13 protein-coding genes, 1 tRNA gene and 1 pseudogene are annotated in these 16968 nt (G+C 70.8%); 11 read left to right on the top strand and 4 right to left on the bottom strand.

Annotation, left to right across the window (positions count from 1 at the left end; all coding sequences use genetic code 11):
- Window positions 1–44: 44 nt before the first annotated feature.
- From ACGFIQ_RS05830 to ACGFIQ_RS05805, 6 genes are all read left to right on the top strand, one after another.
- On the top strand, window positions 45–2357 hold the full coding sequence (locus tag ACGFIQ_RS05830) for a diguanylate cyclase (protein WP_393239684.1): 2313 nt from the start codon (window positions 45–47) through the stop codon (window positions 2355–2357).
- A gap of 9 nt (window positions 2358–2366) precedes the next feature.
- A complete protein-coding gene (locus tag ACGFIQ_RS05825; RefSeq protein ID WP_393239681.1) occupies window positions 2367–3329 on the top strand; it encodes a UTP--glucose-1-phosphate uridylyltransferase in 963 nt (320 codons plus the stop codon).
- Entirely contained in the window at window positions 3326–4639 is a 1314-nt protein-coding gene (gene glp, locus ACGFIQ_RS05820) for a gephyrin-like molybdotransferase Glp (protein ID WP_357557648.1), read from the top strand. The genes ACGFIQ_RS05825 and glp overlap by 4 nt, the downstream gene beginning before the upstream one ends.
- 142 nt (window positions 4640–4781) lie before the next feature.
- Window positions 4782–5432, top strand: a complete 651-nt coding sequence (locus ACGFIQ_RS05815) for a GNAT family N-acetyltransferase (protein ID WP_393239677.1) — start codon at window positions 4782–4784, stop codon at window positions 5430–5432.
- Window positions 5433–5611: 179 nt separating this feature from the next.
- Complete coding sequence (locus ACGFIQ_RS05810; protein ID WP_393239674.1) at window positions 5612–6394, top strand: hypothetical protein; 783 nt, start codon at window positions 5612–5614, stop codon at window positions 6392–6394.
- 288 nt (window positions 6395–6682) lie between these two features.
- Window positions 6683–6759 (top strand) — tRNA-Ala (locus ACGFIQ_RS05805).
- 349 nt (window positions 6760–7108) lie between these two features.
- Here ACGFIQ_RS05805 and ACGFIQ_RS05800 read toward each other — a convergent pair.
- Both ACGFIQ_RS05800 and ACGFIQ_RS05795 read right to left on the bottom strand, forming a co-directional pair.
- Window positions 7109–7350, bottom strand: a pseudogene (locus ACGFIQ_RS05800) (nitroreductase/quinone reductase family protein); the annotation flags it as partial.
- A 259-nt stretch (window positions 7351–7609) separates the two neighbouring features.
- The gene (locus ACGFIQ_RS05795; RefSeq protein ID WP_393239671.1) at window positions 7610–8521 is read right to left on the bottom strand and encodes a LysR family transcriptional regulator; all 912 of its coding nucleotides are present in this window, start codon (window positions 8519–8521) and stop codon (window positions 7610–7612) included.
- A 106-nt stretch (window positions 8522–8627) separates the two neighbouring features.
- Between ACGFIQ_RS05795 and ACGFIQ_RS05790 the strand changes: the two genes are divergently transcribed.
- The 3 genes from ACGFIQ_RS05790 to ACGFIQ_RS05780 all read left to right on the top strand — a co-directional run bounded on the left by ACGFIQ_RS05790 (window position 8628) and on the right by ACGFIQ_RS05780 (window position 12597).
- Window positions 8628–9185: a peptidase inhibitor family I36 protein gene (locus tag ACGFIQ_RS05790; RefSeq protein ID WP_393239668.1), complete on the top strand. Its 558-nt coding sequence runs from the start codon at window positions 8628–8630 to the stop codon at window positions 9183–9185.
- A 156-nt stretch (window positions 9186–9341) separates the two neighbouring features.
- Window positions 9342–10925: a DHA2 family efflux MFS transporter permease subunit gene (locus tag ACGFIQ_RS05785; protein WP_393239665.1), complete on the top strand. Its 1584-nt coding sequence runs from the start codon at window positions 9342–9344 to the stop codon at window positions 10923–10925.
- 70 nt (window positions 10926–10995) lie between these two features.
- Complete coding sequence (locus ACGFIQ_RS05780; RefSeq protein ID WP_393239662.1) at window positions 10996–12597, top strand: fatty acyl-AMP ligase; 1602 nt, start codon at window positions 10996–10998, stop codon at window positions 12595–12597.
- 184 nt (window positions 12598–12781) lie between these two features.
- On the opposite strand, the gene ACGFIQ_RS05775 is transcribed toward ACGFIQ_RS05780, so the two are convergent.
- Complete coding sequence (locus ACGFIQ_RS05775; protein ID WP_393239659.1) at window positions 12782–13453, bottom strand: hypothetical protein; 672 nt, start codon at window positions 13451–13453, stop codon at window positions 12782–12784.
- A gap of 192 nt (window positions 13454–13645) precedes the next feature.
- Window positions 13646–14533, bottom strand: coding sequence for a hypothetical protein (locus ACGFIQ_RS05770; RefSeq protein ID WP_393239656.1), 888 nt, complete (start codon window positions 14531–14533; stop codon window positions 13646–13648).
- A 200-nt stretch (window positions 14534–14733) separates the two neighbouring features.
- Here ACGFIQ_RS05770 and ACGFIQ_RS05765 point away from each other — a divergent pair, with 200 nt between their 5' ends.
- Complete coding sequence (locus tag ACGFIQ_RS05765) at window positions 14734–15828, top strand: Gfo/Idh/MocA family protein (protein WP_393239653.1); 1095 nt, start codon at window positions 14734–14736, stop codon at window positions 15826–15828.
- A 98-nt stretch (window positions 15829–15926) separates the two neighbouring features.
- Entirely contained in the window at window positions 15927–16940 is a 1014-nt protein-coding gene (locus ACGFIQ_RS05760; protein WP_393239650.1) for a hypothetical protein, read from the top strand.
- Window positions 16941–16968 lie beyond the last annotated feature (28 nt).

Raw genomic sequence — 16968 nt, 5'->3', positions numbered from 1 at the left:
GTCAGCATCGCAAGCAACGGAGGCGGAACTTCCGGGGGGACCGAGTGACGCTACGCGGGCGGTTGACGGCAGCCTTCCTCGTGGTGGTGCTCGGCCCGGTCCTGCTCGGCGCGCTCTTCGTCGCCTCCACCGTCACCGCCGTCGACCGCAGCCGCTCCACCGAGCGCCTGGCGGTGGCGGCGTCCACCGTGCGGACCTCGGTCGACGCGCTCTGCCAGCAGCTCCGGGCCGCCGCCGACGTGGTGGCCCTCACCACCGATCCGGCCGTCGCCGCCGCGCAACTGGTCGGCCGGGGCCTGGTCACCGCGGTGCTGATCACCGACGTGGCCGGCCAGGTCAGCTACGTCTCGCCCGGCGCGCCGTCGACCCCGTGGCGGGACTGCACCGGCCCGGCCACGGAGGTGACAAGTCCGGTCCGCGCGCTGGCCGCCCACGTCGACCTCCGCGACCGCGCCGGCGCGCTGCTGGGCACGGTGACCGCCGCGCAACTCGTCGACCCGGCCTTCGTGGCCCGGCTGGCGGCGGTGACCGGGGTGGCGGTCACCCTGCTCGACAGCGGAGCGAGCGCCGCGCGGGTCACCCACACGACCGAGTCCCGGGAGGTACGCGACGCGGTGCTGGCCGCCGCCAGCACCGCCGACGGCGAGCGGGTGACCGAGACCAGCCAGGGCCGGTACGTGCGCAGGATCGGCCCGTCGGACGCGCAGCCGCTGCCCCTGGTGGTCTCCGTGCCCAGTGAGCGACCGCCGGGGCTGCACGCCACGCTGATCGGGGTGGTCGTGGTGGCCGCGCTGCTCGCCGTGCTGACCGCCTGGCGGCTGGCCCGGGTGACCACCCGGCCGTTGGTGGAGTTGGCCGGTGCGGTCGACCGGGTGGCCCACGGCGACCTGACCGCCCGCGTGCCGGTACGCAGCCGCGACGAACTGGGCCGGCTGGCCGCCGCGTTCAACCGGATGACCCGGGAGACCGGCTCCTACGTCGCGGCGCTGACCAGCAACCGCGACCAGCTCCGCGGTCACCTCGCGGTGCTCGGCGACACCCTGGCCAGCACGCACGACCTGCAACGCATCCTGCGGGTGATCCTGCGCAGCGCCATCGGCGCCACCGGCGCGCGTGCCGGCGCGGTGCTGCTGGTGGAGACCGGCGGGGTGCTCGTCGCGCAGTGCACCGAGGGGTTGGACGGGCGCTGGCCGGAGGTGGACGCGGACGGGTCGCCGACGCTCCGGGTGCCGGTGGGCGTCGGCGTCGTCGGCGCCGTCGCCGCCACCGGGGAACCGCAGCGGGGCAGGGCGGAGCCGACCGACGCCCCGTCGGTCGAGCCACGCTGCCGCACGTACGTGGCGGTCCCGTTCGCCGCCCCGGGAACCGCCGCGGCCACCCTCGGCGGATGCGCCGCCGACGAGGCCGGCGTGGCGGCGGCGCTCGGCGTGCTGGCCCTGTACGACCGGTTGGGCGCCGACGAGTTCGACGACGACGACCTGGTCACCCTGCGCACCTTCGCCGGCCACGCGGCGGTGGCTGTCGACAACGTCCGGGTGCACGAGGAGGCCCAACGACTCTCCCTCACCGACCCGCTGACCGGACTGTGGAACTACCGCTACCTGCGCGAGTCGATCCGGCGGGAGGTGGAACGGGCCAGCCGCTTCGGGCGGATGCTCAGCGTCCTCGCCCTGGACCTCGACCGGTTCAAGGACGTCAACGACACGTACGGGCACGCCGCGGGGGACACCGTGCTCGCCGAGTTCGCCCGGCGGGTGCGCGGCGAGATCCGTGAGGTCGACCTGGCCTTCCGGCAGGGCGGTGAGGAGTTCGTGCTGCTGCTGCCGGAGACCGACGCGCGGGGTGCGGCGATCGTGGCCGAGCGGCTCGGCGCGGCGATCCGCGAGACGCCGATCGCCGTCGAGGCGTACGCCGGGCCGGTGGTGGTGACGGTGTCGGTGGGCATCGCCGTCTACCCGGACAACGGCAGCACCGGGCGGGAGGTGCTGGAGGCTGCCGACGACGCGCTCTACGCGGCCAAGGCCGCCGGCCGCGACACGTACCGGGTCGCCGAGGTACGCCCGGAGGCGGCGACGCGGGAGATTCCGGTGCTCGCGGGGGCCGTGAGCCCACCCGACGGGCTGCCGCGCGCCGGCCAGCCGGTGCCTGCCAACCGGGAGCCGGGCGGGACCGCCCGGTCGGAGCCGGCGGTGGGCGTACCGGAGGGGTCGCCCGCGCACGCCTGGCCCGACCCGGCCGACGACCCGGCGGACATCGACGCGGATGCGGCCCGAGCCGGGCCGGATGGGGCGCGGCCGGGGCCGGGTGGCGGCGCGTCTTCTGGGCCACACCCGCCGCGGCAGAGCCGTGGCCGATAGTCTCGCGGCATGTCGGAGCACTCAGCGAACCCCTCATCGACGGCCGCCGCGACCGGCCGTCCCCTGGCGGTCAAGGCCGTCATCCCGGCCGCCGGACTGGCCACCCGGTTCCTGCCGGCCACCAAGGCGGTGCCCAAGGAGCTGCTGCCGGTGGTGGACCGGCCGGTTCTGCAGTACATCGTCGAGGAGGCCACCCAGGCCGGCATCGGTGACGTGTTGCTGATCACCGGTCGGGGTAAGACGTCGATGGTGGACCACTTCGACCGTCGCCCCGACCTGGAGACGAGGCTGGAGGAGAAGGGCGACACCGAGCGGCTGGCCGCGGTGCGTCGGCCCAGCGAGCTGGCGGAGATCTACACCGTGCGGCAGCCCGAGCAGCTCGGGCTCGGCCACGCCATCGGGTACGCCGAGTCCCACGTCGGCGACCAGCCCTTCGCGGTGCTGCTCGGCGACGAGTTCGTCAAGCCGTCGGAGCCGCTGCTGCCGGCGATGCTGGAGCTGCAGGCCCGCACCGGCGGTGTGGTGCTCGCGTTCTTCGAGGTCGACCCGGCCGAGACCAAGCGGTACGGCATCGCCTCCGTCGAGCCCGCCGAGGCGGAGCTGACCGACATCGGTGAGGTCGTCAAGGTGACCGGGATGGTGGAGAAGCCGCAGCCGCAGGACGCCCCGAGCAACCTCGCGGTGCTCGGCCGGTACGTGCTGCCCGGCAAGATCTTCGACGCGATCCGGCGGACCAAGCCGGGCAGCGGCGGCGAGATCCAACTGACCGACGCGATGGAGTTGCTGCGCACCGAGGGCACTCCGGTGCACGCGATCGTCTACCGGGGCACCCGCTACGACACCGGCATGCCGCTGGGCTACCTCCAGACGGTGGTGCAGATCGCCGCCGAGCGCGAGGACCTGGGCACCGAGTTCCGGTCCTGGCTGGCCGACTTCGTCAAGGCCGACGCGGCAGGCGGATCTGGTACATGACCGCGACGGCCGACGCCGAGGCGGCCGCGAACGAGTTGACGCCGCTCGCCGAGTACCTGGGCAGCGTGCTGCGCAGGTTGCGTGCGCTGCCGCCACTCGACCTCGAGCTCACCCAGGCGCACGGCAACGTCCTCGCCGAGGACGTCGTCGCGCCGCACGCCTTCCCGGCCTTCGACCAGGCGGCAGTGGACGGCTACGCGGCACGCTGGGAGGACATTTCCGGAGGGGGCCGGGGCCCGAGCTACGTCCCGGCCCCCTCCGGCACGCGCGGTGGCCGGACCATCCGGCTCAACGTGGTCGGCGATCTCGGGGCGGCGAGCTGGCGGCCGGTGCGGCTCACCCCGGGCTCGTGCTTCTCGGTGGCCGCCGGGGCGCCGCTGCCGGTGGCCGCCGACGTCGTGGTCCCGGTGGAGTGGACCGACCAGGGCATGGCCGCGGTGGAGATCTTCCGCACCCCCAAGCGGGGGTACGGCGTACGCCGCGCCGGCGAGGAACTGCCCGCCGGCACCCTGCTGGCGCGGGCCGGCACGTACGTGTCCCCGGCCCTGGTCGCGGTCTTCGCCGCCACCGGCATCGGGCACGTGGTCGTCCGGCCCAGTCCGCGGGTGGTCATCGTGGCCACCGGTGACGAACTCGTCGACGTGGGTCGGGGCAGTCAGCCCGGGCAGGTCGTCGACGCGAACTCGCACGCGCTGACCGCTGCCGCGGCCGAGGTGGGCGCACTGGCGTACCGGGTGGGCATCTGCGACGACGACCCGGAGGGGCTGCGCGGGCTGCTGGAGGACCAGACCCTGCGCGCCGACCTCATCATCACCACCGGGGGCACCGGCACCGGCCCCGGCGACATGGTGCGCCGCATCCTGTCCCGCCGCGAGGGCGGCCGTGCCGGGCCGGTCACGTTCACCGACGTGGCGCTCTATCCCGGCACCGCGCTCGGGTTCGGCACGGTCGGCGCCGAGGAGGTGCCGGTGGTCTGCCTGCCCGGCGACCCGGGCGCCGCGCTGATCGGCTTCGAGGTGCTGGCCCGCCCCGCCATCCAACTGCTCGCCGGCGCCGAGCCGGTGTTCCGTCCCAGCGTGCGGGCGCACCTGCTGGAGACCGTGTCGTCCCCGGCAGGGTTGCGCGAATTCCGACCGGCGCACGTCGCCGAGCGGCGCGGTGGCGGATACACGGTCCAGCCACTCAGCGGTGGGCCCTTCACCCTCTCCGGGCTGGCCGAGGCCAACGGGCTGCTGGTGCTCGGTGAGCGGGTCACCACCGCCGCCGCCGGCTCCACCGTGGACGTCCTGCTGCTCGACCGCCGCCGATGACGGTTGTCCGCTCGGTCGGCCCGGTCGGCTCGGTCCGCTCGGCCGGCTCGGTCCGCTCGCGGTCGGCCTCCGCGCCGCGTGGTCGCCGGACCACCGCGGGTCCACTTGCGCACGACACGGTCCCGCGCGGGAGACTGTGCGGGTGAGTCTCTTCGGACCCGCGCGGTCACCCGGCTGGCCGGTGGAGTTGGCCGACGGCCCCGTGTTGCTGCGGCCCTACCGGCGCTCCGACGCCGCCACGTGGTCGGAGATCCGGCGGGCCAACCGGGCCTGGCTGGCGCCCTGGGAGTCATCCTTGCCCGGCGGCTGGGACGAGCTGAACTCACCCGCCGCGTTCCGCTGGGTGCACCGCGACCAGCGACGCTCGGCCCGAGCGGGTGACGGCATGCCATTCGCGGTCTGCCTGCGTGAGGCCAACCGGGACCGGCTGGTCGGGCACATCAACGTGGGCAGCATCGTGCGACGGGCGCTCTGCTCCGGTTATGTCGGCTACTGGGTGGACGCCCGGGTCGCCGGGCAGGGCGTGATCCCGACGGCGCTCGCCCTCGCCGTGGACCACGCGTTCGGTCCGGGCGGGCTGCACCGGGTGGAGGTCAACATCCGCCCGGAGAATCGCCCGTCGCGGCGGGTGGTGGAGAAGCTGGGCTTCCGCGAGGAGTCGTACCACGTGCGCTACATGCACATCGACGGCGCGTGGCGCGACCACATCGGATACGCGATGACGAGTGAGGAGATCGCCGCCGAGGGTGGCCTGCTGGCCCGCTGGCATCGGGTACGCGCCAACGCCCGGTAGAGGCCGTCCCACGGACGGGATCGGCGCGGCGTGGCGGCATCCTGGTCGGCGCGCCGTAACCTCAAGTAACTGCAAGCTGCGGCAAGCGCTCCCCGGCCGGACGATCCACGCACCCAGGCGCGATCGGTGGAAGATCCTGCGGTCGGGCGACGGTTGCTCCGAATTCGGTGACGGGAGGGGTGAGGGTGCCGACCTCGGTGCTCCTCGCCGTCCTCGCCGCCGCCGGCCTGCTCGCCCTGGCCCCGGCGCTGGTTCGCCGGTACGACGCCACCGAGCGGTTGGTGGCGGAGCGGGCGCAGTCGACGGCGCGGGTGCTCCAGCGCCGCCGGCGGCGCCGTACTGTGCCGGGTCGGAGCCCGGTCCACCCTCCGCGCGCACTTGTCGTCACCCTGAGCGAGGATGCGGCCACCGGAGCGTTGACCGCACCGGTCTCCGCACCTCCGGCCAGCCGCCGCTCCGGTCGCCTGCGCGCCGTGCCGCCGGCATCGAAGCGGTCCCGCCGCCGCCCGCCGCCCCGCCGCCAGCACACCCCCGCCGTCTACCGGCGTCGTCGGGTGCTCGCCGCTCTGCTGCTGCTCAACGTCGTCGAGCTGGTCGGCGTGCTGTTCGCCAGCCCCGGTTTCTGGATCGGCTTCGCGGTCACCTTCCTGCTCCTGGCCGTCTACGTCGTCCACCTGCGCGGTCGCGCCCTCGCCGGGCGTCGCCGCCGCCGCGCCCGGGCCCGGGAGGCGGCCTGGCTGGCCGCCCGGCAGGCCGAGGTGCGCCGGGAACAGGCCCGCCGGGCTGCGGCCCGCCGAGAGGCGCAGCGCCGCCTGGCGGCCCAACGCGAGGGGGTACGCCGAGCCGCGATGGGCCTGGACCGCCCCGGCGACCTGCCAGCGGCGGTCAACGGTGGCTCGGTCTCGTACCGACGGTCCGGCGGGCTACGCGGGCGCCCCTACGAGGCCGGCCGAGGCGCCTGACCGCCGACGCCCTTGGGTCCCGGCCTGGGTCCCGGCCGGTGGCTCGGCCTGGGTCCCGGCCGGTGGCTCGGCCTGGGTCCCGGCCGGTGGCTTGATCAACTCGGGTTTCAGGAAAGTGGGGTGTCGGGGCGTCCCGGATGCCCCGGTTTGCAGGAACCCGAGTGGATCTCCGGGTTGGGCGGAGCGCCGCACCGGGGGCGGATTCGCGGTGGGAGCCGGCGACCTGTTAGCCTTGCTGCCGGCCCGCCCGGTGTAAGCCGGGTGGGACCGAAGCCGGTTCGCCGGTGGGGGGCTGTGGCGCAGACTGGTAGCGCACCTCGTTCGCATCGAGGGGGTCAGGGGTTCAAATCCCCTCAGCTCCACCAAGAAGCAGCAGGTCAAGGGCGGGTTTCCGGATGACGGGGAACCCGCCCTTGATCATTTGTCAGCGTCTCGTCAGCAGGACGAAGCCCCAGACACAGCATGACGTTGGCCGACAGCTACGCGTGCTGCGTGATGAAGACCCCGGCCCTAAGCCCCACGAGCGCGGACACCTGTATCTGGCTGCTCAACCCCTGGCGACACCCGCCGATGCGATGGTTGAGTTCATCACCGGGCCCAGCCTTCATGGAAATCCTGGCGGCGGCAGGCAGCGTCACCCAGCAGTTGGGCGGACGGTGGTCACCGACCTTGGCGTCCGCCACAAGGGCCCGACGGCGTGCAGATGGGGTTCCGCTTGGACCGGGGGTGAGCAAGCAGGGTGTGGTACCAGTCGGGATTGGTGGGCGCACCGCCCTTGGACGCGGACACGGCGTGGCCGCCGTCCACCTTCTGGTACATCATCGGGTTGACGCGGGGCTGGCCGCTCTTGGTCCCGATCGGTGCAACAGCAGCAGCGGTGCGCCAGCGAACTGACCGCCGACCTGCCCACCGTTGGCGCGAAACTCAACGATGATCTTGTCGTTCCCGTCACTCATGCCTTCTCCTTGCCGCCGCGAACCTGCTCCTCAGACAGGATTCTGACAGTCTCAACCGAGGCGTGACACTGAGAGCACGCACCAACGAGCCCGGCGCCATCCGAAGCGCTCGGTTCGCGGTAGGCGCGGACGTCGAAGGCCGCGATGTTTGGCTTGCGAGCGGCCGAAGGTGCCGGTTGGCTCAGCACCTGCAGGCCCCGGCCGTGCACCATCGCCGTGTCGATGGGGCACGGCGAGTGCCATGCGTGCCGCGGCTGGCCTACGAGCGACTGGCGGTGCGCAGGATGGTCGCCAGAAGCGCCGAGGCGGCGGGCGACAGTTGTCGATCGTTGGGTGCGGCGACGGAGACGGGGAGGTCGAGATCGGCGTCCACAATGTTGATGATCGACACGCCGTCGCTCTCGATGCCGGTCCGGGACAGCAGTGCGACTCCGAGGCCGTTGCGGACGAGGCCGAGAGCGGTGTCAGCGTCGGCTGCTTCGAACGGGATGTTGCGAACGATGCCGGCGCTGGCGAAGGCCCGGTCGGCGAGGATTCGGTTACCCCACCCGACAGGAAAGTCGACAAACGTCTCGTCGGCCAGGTCGTCGAGGGTGACCGAGGAGGCATCGGCGAGGCGGTGGCGTCGGTGGCAGACAAATGACAGCCGCACCGTGCCGAGCCGGTGCAGCCGAACCCCGGCCGGGGGGTCCGCCGCTCCGACCAGGGCGAGGTCGAGTTCGTCAGCGACCACTGCGGCCAGGTGGGCAGCGGAGCCCTGCTGCGCGCTGCGGAGTTGGAAGGTAACCAGCGGATGGGTCACATGAAACCGGCCCAGGATCGCCGGCAGGTCAATGACGAGCAGTCCTCGTGCGGCGGGCCGGGCGCCGATGGCAACCAGTGTTCCGATGCGAACAGTCCCACGTACGCCCCCGCGTACCTGATCGACGCTCTCACGGGCACGGCGCTCGGCGATGAGCATCGCCCGGGCCTCGGGTAACAGCGCTCTGCCGGCATCGGTGAGGACGATCCCGGCAGAGTCTCGCGAGAACAAAGGCATCCCCAACTCCCGCTCCAGCTTCTGGATCGTGGTGGAGACCGCGGACTGGGCTACCAGCAGCCGCCGGGCACCCCTGCTGATGCTGCCTTCCTCGGCGACGGCGACGAAATAGTCGAGCTGGCGAAGTTCCACCTCCCCAGTATCGCCGATCGCGATGGCCTCCCCCGCGAATCACGACGGCCACACGGCGGCCGGGCGGCCAGGATTGCGTCGTATCCATTGAGGTCCAGGAGCAATTGTGACCAAGGCCACTGCGCACCAACGCGCGGTCATTGGCAGGACTGCCGTCCTGAACCAACAGAGCACAAGGAAACTCGTGAAAAGACGCATGATCTGGAGCGCGCCCGTTGCTGTCGCCACCACCATCCTCAGCCTCGGGTTCCTCCCCGGCACCGCACAGGCGGCATATCCCTGCCCGACAGACTGGGTCTGCCTGTACCAGAACACCAACGCCACCGGGAGCGCGAGCGTTCAGCCTCGGCTGAACCCGGCCAGCGGTGGATATGTGGGGGTCATCAATGATTTCCGCAACAGCCATTACACCAACGGGGCCAGCCTTCAGGACTCCGTTTCCTCGATCGTGAACAACACGAATCAATTCGTGCTTCTCGCTGAACACATCAACCAGTCCGGGCGCAAGGTGCTCATTACCCCCTACTCCGGCCTGACGAACTTGAACGATGTCTACATCCTGAACGAGAACGGCAGCAGCTATCGAGGCAGCTTCGAGGATCTCGCCTCGTCTGCTGCTGCCGGCACGTGCGGGGGTTGCTTTCCCTCAGGGCCTCTGAACTGAACCGGTCTTGGCGGGACCTGCTGGTGTGTGGGTACGGCGGATGAGCGAAACCGTCCGTACCCACAACCCCAGTACGGATCACTCCTCTTTCGACCGCTCCTCACCTGGTGCCGTAGGCAGGGAGGAATGTCATTCCACTCCGGATCGGAGAAAGTAATGGAGGCACCCTTTTCCACGCCGGCAGTGCAGCCGCGCCGGTGGGGCATCCTCGGCGTGCTGATCATCAGCCTGCTGGTGGTCGTCCTTGACACCACAGTTCTCAATGTTGCGCTGCGAACGATCGCCGATCCGCGGCACGGGCTGGATGCCACGCAGAGCCAGCTCGAGTGGATGATCAATTCTTACACCCTGGTCTTCGCCGGTCTGCTGTTCACCGCAGGCATCATGGCCGATCGAATGGGCCGACGGATTACCTTGATCGCCGGTCTGGCGACTTTCGGACTCGCATCGTTGGCCTCCGCCTACGCGGGCTCGCCTGAGCACCTCATCGCCACTCGCGCGGTGATGGGTCTGGGTGCCGCCGCGGTGATGCCGGCCACCCTGTCGATCATCGCGAACGTCTTCGACGCGCGGGAGCGCGGCCGAGCTATCGGCGTCTGGGCGGCCGCTGCTGGTCTTGGAGTCGCGATCGGCCCAATCGTGGGCGGACTGCTACTCGAGCGATTCTGGTGGGGGTCGGTCTTCCTCATCAATGTTCCCCTCGTCGTGCTGGGCATTGTTCTGGTCGCCGTGTTGGTGCCCGAGTCACGAGCGCCCAGGTCGGGTCGCCTCGACGTGGTGGGTGTGCTGTTGTCGGTCGCCGGCCTCACTCTCCTGACCTATGGCGTGATCAAGGGCGGCGAGGACGGCTTCGACACTCCGTCCGCGTGGGGCAGCCTGGTCGCCGCAACCGTTGTACTTACCGGCTTCGTGGCCCTCCAACGACGACTGGACTCTCCGTCGCTGGATGTGCGGCTGTTCACCAACCGCGTGTTCTCCGCCTCGACCGGCGCCATTGGTCTGGTCTTCTTTGCGGCAATGGGTACGCTGTTCCTGGCTGCCTTCTACCTGCAGCTGGTCCGCGGCTACGGCCCGCTCGCATCTGGCGCTTTGTATCTGCCGTTTGCCATCGGTCAGATAGCCCTCGCGCCGCGCAGCGCCGCCATGGTCAAACGCTTCGGCCCGAAGGCGGTCAGCACGGCTGGTCTGTTGCTGGTCGCCGTCAGCCAGGCGGTTTGGCTCGTCGTCGGCACCGCGACGCCGATCTGGGTCGTCGGCATGGCGTTCTTCATCTGCGGTGCGGGCATGGCACACGTGATCCCTCCCGCTACTGAGATGATCATGTCGGCTCTTCCGCCGGAAAAGGCGGGTGTCGGGTCCTCGGTCAACAACACCATGCGACAGCTCGGTGGCGCGCTCGGCGTCTCCACGCTAGGTGCGGTGGTTGCCTCCGTCTATCGAGGCCGCATCGGTGAGGCGACCGACGGCCTGCCCACGACGGCGGCCGAGGTTGCCAGGCACGACATATCCGGTGCGTACGCGGTGGCACAGCAGTCGGACACCAACGGTACGCAACTGATCGCGCACGCCAACGACGCCTTTGTCGCCGCCATGCACTACGCAGCCCTCGGCGCCACGATCGTCTGCCTGCTGGGCGCCCTCACGACCGCGCTGTGGCTACCCGCCAGGCGCCCGGTCAGCGGGCCGGCCACAACCATCGACGAAGCGCTCGCCGAAAAGCACGGCAGCACAGTGGCCTAGCTGGGCAGAGGACCTGGGAATCGCGAGCCCGGGCATCGGATCGACGAGTCTTTGAAATGAGAAAATACGTATGATTGAGCTTCTGCAGCGCAACGCTCTCAATTGCGGCGATCACCCCGCTTTGCGGGTGTCGGGTCAGCCGACTCTCACCTGGGCCGAGGTCGACCAGCGGGCTCGAGCCGTGGCCCGGTCTCTCGGCGAACTCGTCGGACCAGGGGACCGGGTCGTGCTCGCGTTCCCACTCGACGTGGACTTCCTGCCGGCGCTGTTCGGTTGTTGGTACGCAGGCGCGGTGGCCGTTCCAGTGCCTCCGGGCCGGGCGGGCGAGATGGCCGCGATGCATGCCCAGGCGCGAGCGTCGATCACTACAGCGGAGCTGGCGGAATCCGTGCCTGGCACGGTACTTACCGTGCCAGCCGCAGTCTCGGCCCCGGTCGGCCCGGTACCGGACAGGCCGGTCCACGATCTGGCATTGATCCAGTACACCTCCGGCTCCACCGGGGTGCCCAAGGGCGTGCTGGTGAGCCACCGCAACTACCGGCACAACCTACGCATGCTCGACGAGTTCTACCGCGGGATCGCGCCTCAGGTTGACGACCTGGAGATGGTCTCCTGGTTGCCACATTTTCACGACATGGGCTTGGCGCTCATGATGTACACCGTGCTGCGTGGCGGCACGATGACGATGATCTCGCCGTTGGCGTTCCTCAAGGACCCCGCATCCTGGTTGCGTACGATCGGTGAGGTTGGCGGCAACTTGACGGCGGCGCCGAACTTCGCGTTTGACCTCTGCGTACGACGAGTGCCGGCCGACACGGTGGAACAGTTGGACCTGAGCTCGATGAGGGCGCTGCTGAACGCGGCGGAGCCGGTCCGCCCGGACACGATGCGCCAGTTTGCCGAGCATTTCCGCCTAGCGGGACTCCGGGCCGAGACGGTGGCGCCCTGCTACGGGCTCGCCGAGAACACCGTGTTCGTCAGCGGCGTTCGGCCCCGGGGCGGGCCCCGGACGGTCAGGTTCGACCGAGCCGCCCTGCAGACCGGTTTCGCCGTCGAAGATCCTGCTGCCGGGCTCGAACTGGTCAGCTGCGGGCTGCGGCCCGAGGGGCTTGCGGTTCGCATCGTCGATCCGCAGAGCCTCGAGGAATGCCCGCCCGGTCAGCTCGGCGAGATCTGGTTGCACGGGCCGAGCGTGGCCCATGGCTACTGGCAGGGTCCCACCAGTGACGTCTTCAACGCCCGCCTTGCGGGCTCCTTCGACGATCAGCCGTACTTCCGCACCGGCGATCGTGGCTTCCTCTGGGAGACCGAGCTCTTCGTCTGCGGCCGGCTCGCCGATCTGATCAGGTTCAACGGTCGACTGTTGCAGCCTGAGGACATCGAACACGCCGTGGAGCGTGGCGTCGCCGAGCTGAACGGCCGTCGGTGCGCCGTCGTCCCGTACGGGGTTCAGGGAGAACAGCTGGCAATGGCAGCAGAGATTCGGCTCGAGCTCCCGCTGGACGACCGGGACCGGGATGCAATCGAGTCGGCGATCCGGAAAATGGCCGCAGCTGAGCACAGCGTCGACATCGCCAAGATCGTGCTGCTTCCGACCGGCGCCATCCCGGTGACCACGAGTGGGAAGGTCAAGCGCACGAAGACGCGGGATCTGGTCGCAGCTGCGAACTGAGCTGCCCAGGGGTCCCCAACTGGCCACTCTCGGACTGGCTGCCGTTCACAGATTGCGAGGGCGTGGCGATGGCCGACACCGGGCGTACCGGGCGGTTGTGGGTCGCGTCGATGATCGCCGCGGTGGGGACCGCGCCCGGCGATTTCCGTGGGTGGAGTGCTGACCGTCCTGTCCGTGGCGGGCGTCATCCGGGCCGTGCCGCAGCTGTGGCAGTACGACGCGGCGCAGCGGTCCGAGCGGGGTGTCCACTGACGACCCGTCGTAGCTCCCAGCTGAACTGGTTGGCGTCCGCCTCCAGGTGGCCGCTCGCGGCTGAGGCGCCCGTGCCGTCATCGGGCGTGCGCCAGCTTGCCCGGAGGTCCGTCACCTGGTCCGGGTGGAGATCCTTGGCGAAGAGGACCCGGTAGACGCGCCGTTCGTGGTAGCCGGCCGGCGGTTGTGCGGGGCCGAGCCGCAGTGGCGCGGCGGTCGGGATCGGCTGGTGGGCGAGGAAGTACGAGCGCAGCACCGCCTCGTCGGGCAGTTTCCCGCCGCCGAGCGTGCGGTAGTGACCCTCGGCCTCGGCGCGAGAGGTGGGCACCACCCGCGCCAGCGTGGCCGGGTCGGTGCGGAGGGCACGGCTGAGTGAGGCGGAACTCCACCAGCCGGTGGCCGGCGTCCAGCCCGCGCTGTCCAGGCCCGTGCTGACGTGGTCGTGCTCGCGGGTGAACTCCTCGACGACGAGGCCTCCGACCGCGGTGGCCGGATCGGGGTCACCGGGTCGAGGCAGGATCAGGTAGTAGTCCAACGAGGGCGGTGACTGGTTCGCCGTCGTGACCGCTGGGCGAGGCGCGGTGCGCACGGGGTTGGCAGCCATCTGTGACATCTTTCGTCGTGCTTCCGTCGCGGACCCGGCCACCGTGGCGCCTGGCGCCAGGCCGTGCCCGGTCGCTGTCGGGCGTCGGGGCCACGTCGTGCCCGGTCACTGTCGCGCCGTGGGGCCAGGCCGTGCCCGGCCACCGTAGCGCCTGGCGGTTGGGTCGTGCCCGGCCGCCAGGCGTCGACAGGGTCAGGACCGGGTGAGCTTCACGATCGAGGTGTCGCTCACGATGACGTACTCGTCGTAGTGGGTGTCGTAGCCGCTGGCCCGGGTGATGGCCTCGGCCAGGCCCTTGGCGAACGGGGTGGTGCCGGTCGGGACGGCCGCGGCCGTCCACGGGATCGGGCTGCCCGGGGTGCAGGTCACCTGGGTGGAGAAGGTGCCGCGAACGATCACCTTCCGGACGATCTGGGTGACCGTGCCGTCCAGTGACACCGAGATCGGCTGACTGCAGGTCACAGTGCCGTGCAGGACCGCGTTGCCGTTTATCCGGTTGGCGGTGCCGGCGGTCGCCACGGCGAGTTGGAGCTCCAGCCGCTCGGGTGGCGGCGGGTTGGCGATGTGCACCTCGCCGCGAGCAGCTGCCGTCCCGCCCTCGCAGTACTGCTCGAAGGTGGCGTCGAAGGTCTGCACGTAGCCGTTGGAGCCGAACACCGCGTTGATGATCGTGAAGGCGCCGGTAGCCTCGTCGCAGCCCTCCCCATTGCCGGACAGGTCGAGGCCGGGGCCGGCCCCGTTGTACGGGTACCGGGTCGTTGCCGCATAGGTGCCCGGGGTCAGTGTCGCGCTGCCGGGCGCGTCGAAGGTGAGGGACCACTGGTCGCCGTTGTATCCGCTGATGCTGATCGACACGCGGCTGTTGTCGAGCGGGCTGCTCGTCGTGAGTTGGTCGCCGTCGTCGGTGGAGTACGAGTAGGAGTTGCCACCGGTGATCACCTCGCCGGGCTCACCGCCGAAGGAGACCGAACCGGACTCCACGGTCTGCGCCTGCGCGGGTGCCGCCAGGGCCAAGCCGGCCGAGACACCGACGATCGACAGGGTGGCCGCGAGTGCCGCCTTACGCCAGGATCCTTGCATCCCCGTTCCTCTCTGGAGCATGACAGCCGCACGGGCGGTTGCCCGGCGATTACTGTCCGCCAATTACGGCACGGATTGATGGTCAAATTCGGCCGGTGCGACAAGCCATACAAAAAGGACCGAGAACCCGTACGGCTCGAATCCGTCGGGCAGTCGAGGGGCCGGCGACTAGCATCCGGGTCTCGACGAGAGGAGCCCAGATGACAGCGGCGACCCAGACCCGGTTCGGCATCGTCGGCAGTGGCTGGCGGGGTGAGTTCTTCCTCCGCCTGGCTCGCCTCCTACCGGAACGGTTCCGGGTGACCGGGGTGGTCACGCGTACCGAGTCGCGGGGTGCCGTGGTCGCGGCCGAGTGGGGCGTGCCGACCTTTCGCACGACGGCCGACCTGCTCGCCCACGAGCGACCGGACTTCGTCATCGTGTCGGTGCCCTGGCCCGTGACGCCCGACGTGACCCGCGAGCTGGTCGCGGCCGGCGTACCGGTGCTCGCCGAAACGCCGCCCGCCCCCGACCTGGCGGGGTTGCGGTCACTCTGGACCGACGTCGGCGGCAGCGGGCTGGTGCAGGTCGCCGAGCAGTACCTGCTGATGCCCGGGCACGCGGCCCGGCTGGGTCTGGTCCGCGCCGGGGTGCTCGGCGAGCCGACCTCAGTCCAACTCTCCTCGACGCACCTCTACCACGCCGTCTCCCTGATCCGTGGCCTGCTCGGCGTCGGCTTCGATGCCGCCGAGGTCAGCGCGCGCGCCTTCGTCGCACCGCTGGCCGACCCGCTGTCGTCGGCCGGCTGGCGGGCCGACAGCACCCCGCAGCAGCTCACCACCACCCTCGCGACCATCGACTTCGGCGGACGGATGGGCCTGTACGACTTCACCGACAACCAGTGGTGGAATCCGCTGCGCGCACGCCGGCTGGTGGTCCGGGGGTCACTCGGCGAGCTGGTGGACGACCGGGTCGTCCGCCTCGTCGACCCGGAGACACCTGTGGAGTCGTCCCTGGTGCGCCGGCAGACCGGGCTCGACCTCAACCTGGAGGGGCTCGACCTGAAGCACATCAGCTTCGACGGCGTCGTGGTCTATCGCAATCCGTTCGTCGGCAGTGGAATGTCCGACGACGACATCGCGGTGGCGGACATCGTCGCCCGCACCGGTGCGTGGGCGCGCGACGAGGGCCCGGCGCCGTACCCCCTGGCCGAGGCGTCTCAGGACCATGTGATCAGCCTCGCCATCGAAGAATCGGTACGCACCGGCGGGCCGGTCGTCACCGCTGCTCAACCGTGGGCACAGAAGTTCCGCTGAGTCTCCTCCCCGACGCGCTGCAACCGTGCGGCCTGGTCGCGTGTGTCACCAGTAGAAGTCGGCGCTCGGGATCACCCGGGCTGACACGGGGAGAAAAGATGACGCGCACCGCACGACGCCGGACGTTGGCCGGCATCACCACCACCGGACTGCTGGCCGCCTCTCTCGGCGTCGCTGTCGCCACCCCGGCGACCGCCGCGCCCAGGCCGGTGGCCCTCGGCACCTGCAAGATCGGCACGCTGCCGTACCCGGCCGACACCTATCGTGCCGACGCGAACACCATCGACCCGACGGGTCGCTTCGTCGCCGGCTCGGCCCTGCGGAAAGAGGGCACCGACAACCAGTACCTGCTGCTGTTCTGGGACGGGGATCGGCTCACCGAGGTCGAGGCACCGAGCATGGCGACCCCCGCCGACGTCAACGCCGACGGCGTCGTGATCGGCAACGGCTGGAGCGAGAGCGGCCCCGGCCAGCCGTGGCGGTACCGCGACGGCAAGGTCGAGCAACTGCCGGTGGTGCCGTCCTCCACGGGCGTCTCCGTCATTGCCATCAACAAGGCCGGCGACATCGTCGGCAGCGGCACGGACGTCGACACGGGGGAGTTCTTCGCGCTGCGCTGGCCGGCAACCCGGCCGGGCACGGTCGAGGTGCTCGACGCCCCGGCCAACGCCCAGCCGATGGGGATCACGGCGAACGGGACCATCGTCGGTTTCGCCGGTGAATTCGCGTCCTGGACCAGCTGGGTCCGCCGGCCGAACGGCCGCTTCGACGCACTCACGGTCCCCGGCGCGCAGACGGCCCAGGTCAGCACGGCGGCGGGTCACTGGGCGATCGGCAATGTCGACCTGAACGGCAGCTGGGACAAGGTGCGGTGGAACCTGCGGGACGGCTCGTACACGATGCTCGACCAGCGGCTGCAGTGGCTGGGCGACGTCAACGCCAAGGGCGTCGTGGTGGGCGGTGACCGGGTCGCCCGCGGCGCGACCTCCCGGCTGCTGCCGGGCGGCGGCGAAGGGGTGGCCATCGGCGCCCGGTCCATCTCGGACACGGGCACCATCGTCGGGTTCCGCAACGCGGAGCGAGTCACCCCGGTGCGCTGGACGGGCTGCTGACGCCAGAGGCACAACTGACAGGGAGGGC

Origin of the sequence: Micromonospora sp. NPDC048898 (assembly GCF_043198035.1) — a bacterium.
In the GTDB taxonomy this organism is placed as follows: domain Bacteria; phylum Actinomycetota; class Actinomycetes; order Mycobacteriales; family Micromonosporaceae; genus Micromonospora.
Note: the sequence above shows the minus strand (reverse complement) of the source record. Positions and strands in the feature narration are given on the sequence as shown.

What these genes read in the sequence shown, in the direction of transcription:
- ACGFIQ_RS05825 (WP_393239681.1), top strand. Translation starts at nt 2,367, where the DNA reads ATGTCGGAGCACTCAGCGAACCCCTCATCGACGGCCGCCGCGACCGGC.
- glp (WP_357557648.1), top strand. Translation starts at nt 3,326, where the DNA reads ATGACCGCGACGGCCGACGCCGAGGCGGCCGCGAACGAGTTGACGCCG.
- ACGFIQ_RS05785 (WP_393239665.1), top strand. Translation starts at nt 9,342, where the DNA reads ATGGAGGCACCCTTTTCCACGCCGGCAGTGCAGCCGCGCCGGTGGGGC.
- ACGFIQ_RS05780 (WP_393239662.1), top strand. Translation starts at nt 10,996, where the DNA reads ATGATTGAGCTTCTGCAGCGCAACGCTCTCAATTGCGGCGATCACCCC.
- ACGFIQ_RS05775 (WP_393239659.1), bottom strand. Translation starts at nt 13,453, where the DNA reads ATGGCTGCCAACCCCGTGCGCACCGCGCCTCGCCCAGCGGTCACGACG.
- ACGFIQ_RS05770 (WP_393239656.1), bottom strand. Translation starts at nt 14,533, where the DNA reads ATGCAAGGATCCTGGCGTAAGGCGGCACTCGCGGCCACCCTGTCGATC.
- ACGFIQ_RS05765 (WP_393239653.1), top strand. Translation starts at nt 14,734, where the DNA reads ATGACAGCGGCGACCCAGACCCGGTTCGGCATCGTCGGCAGTGGCTGG.
- ACGFIQ_RS05760 (WP_393239650.1), top strand. Translation starts at nt 15,927, where the DNA reads ATGACGCGCACCGCACGACGCCGGACGTTGGCCGGCATCACCACCACC.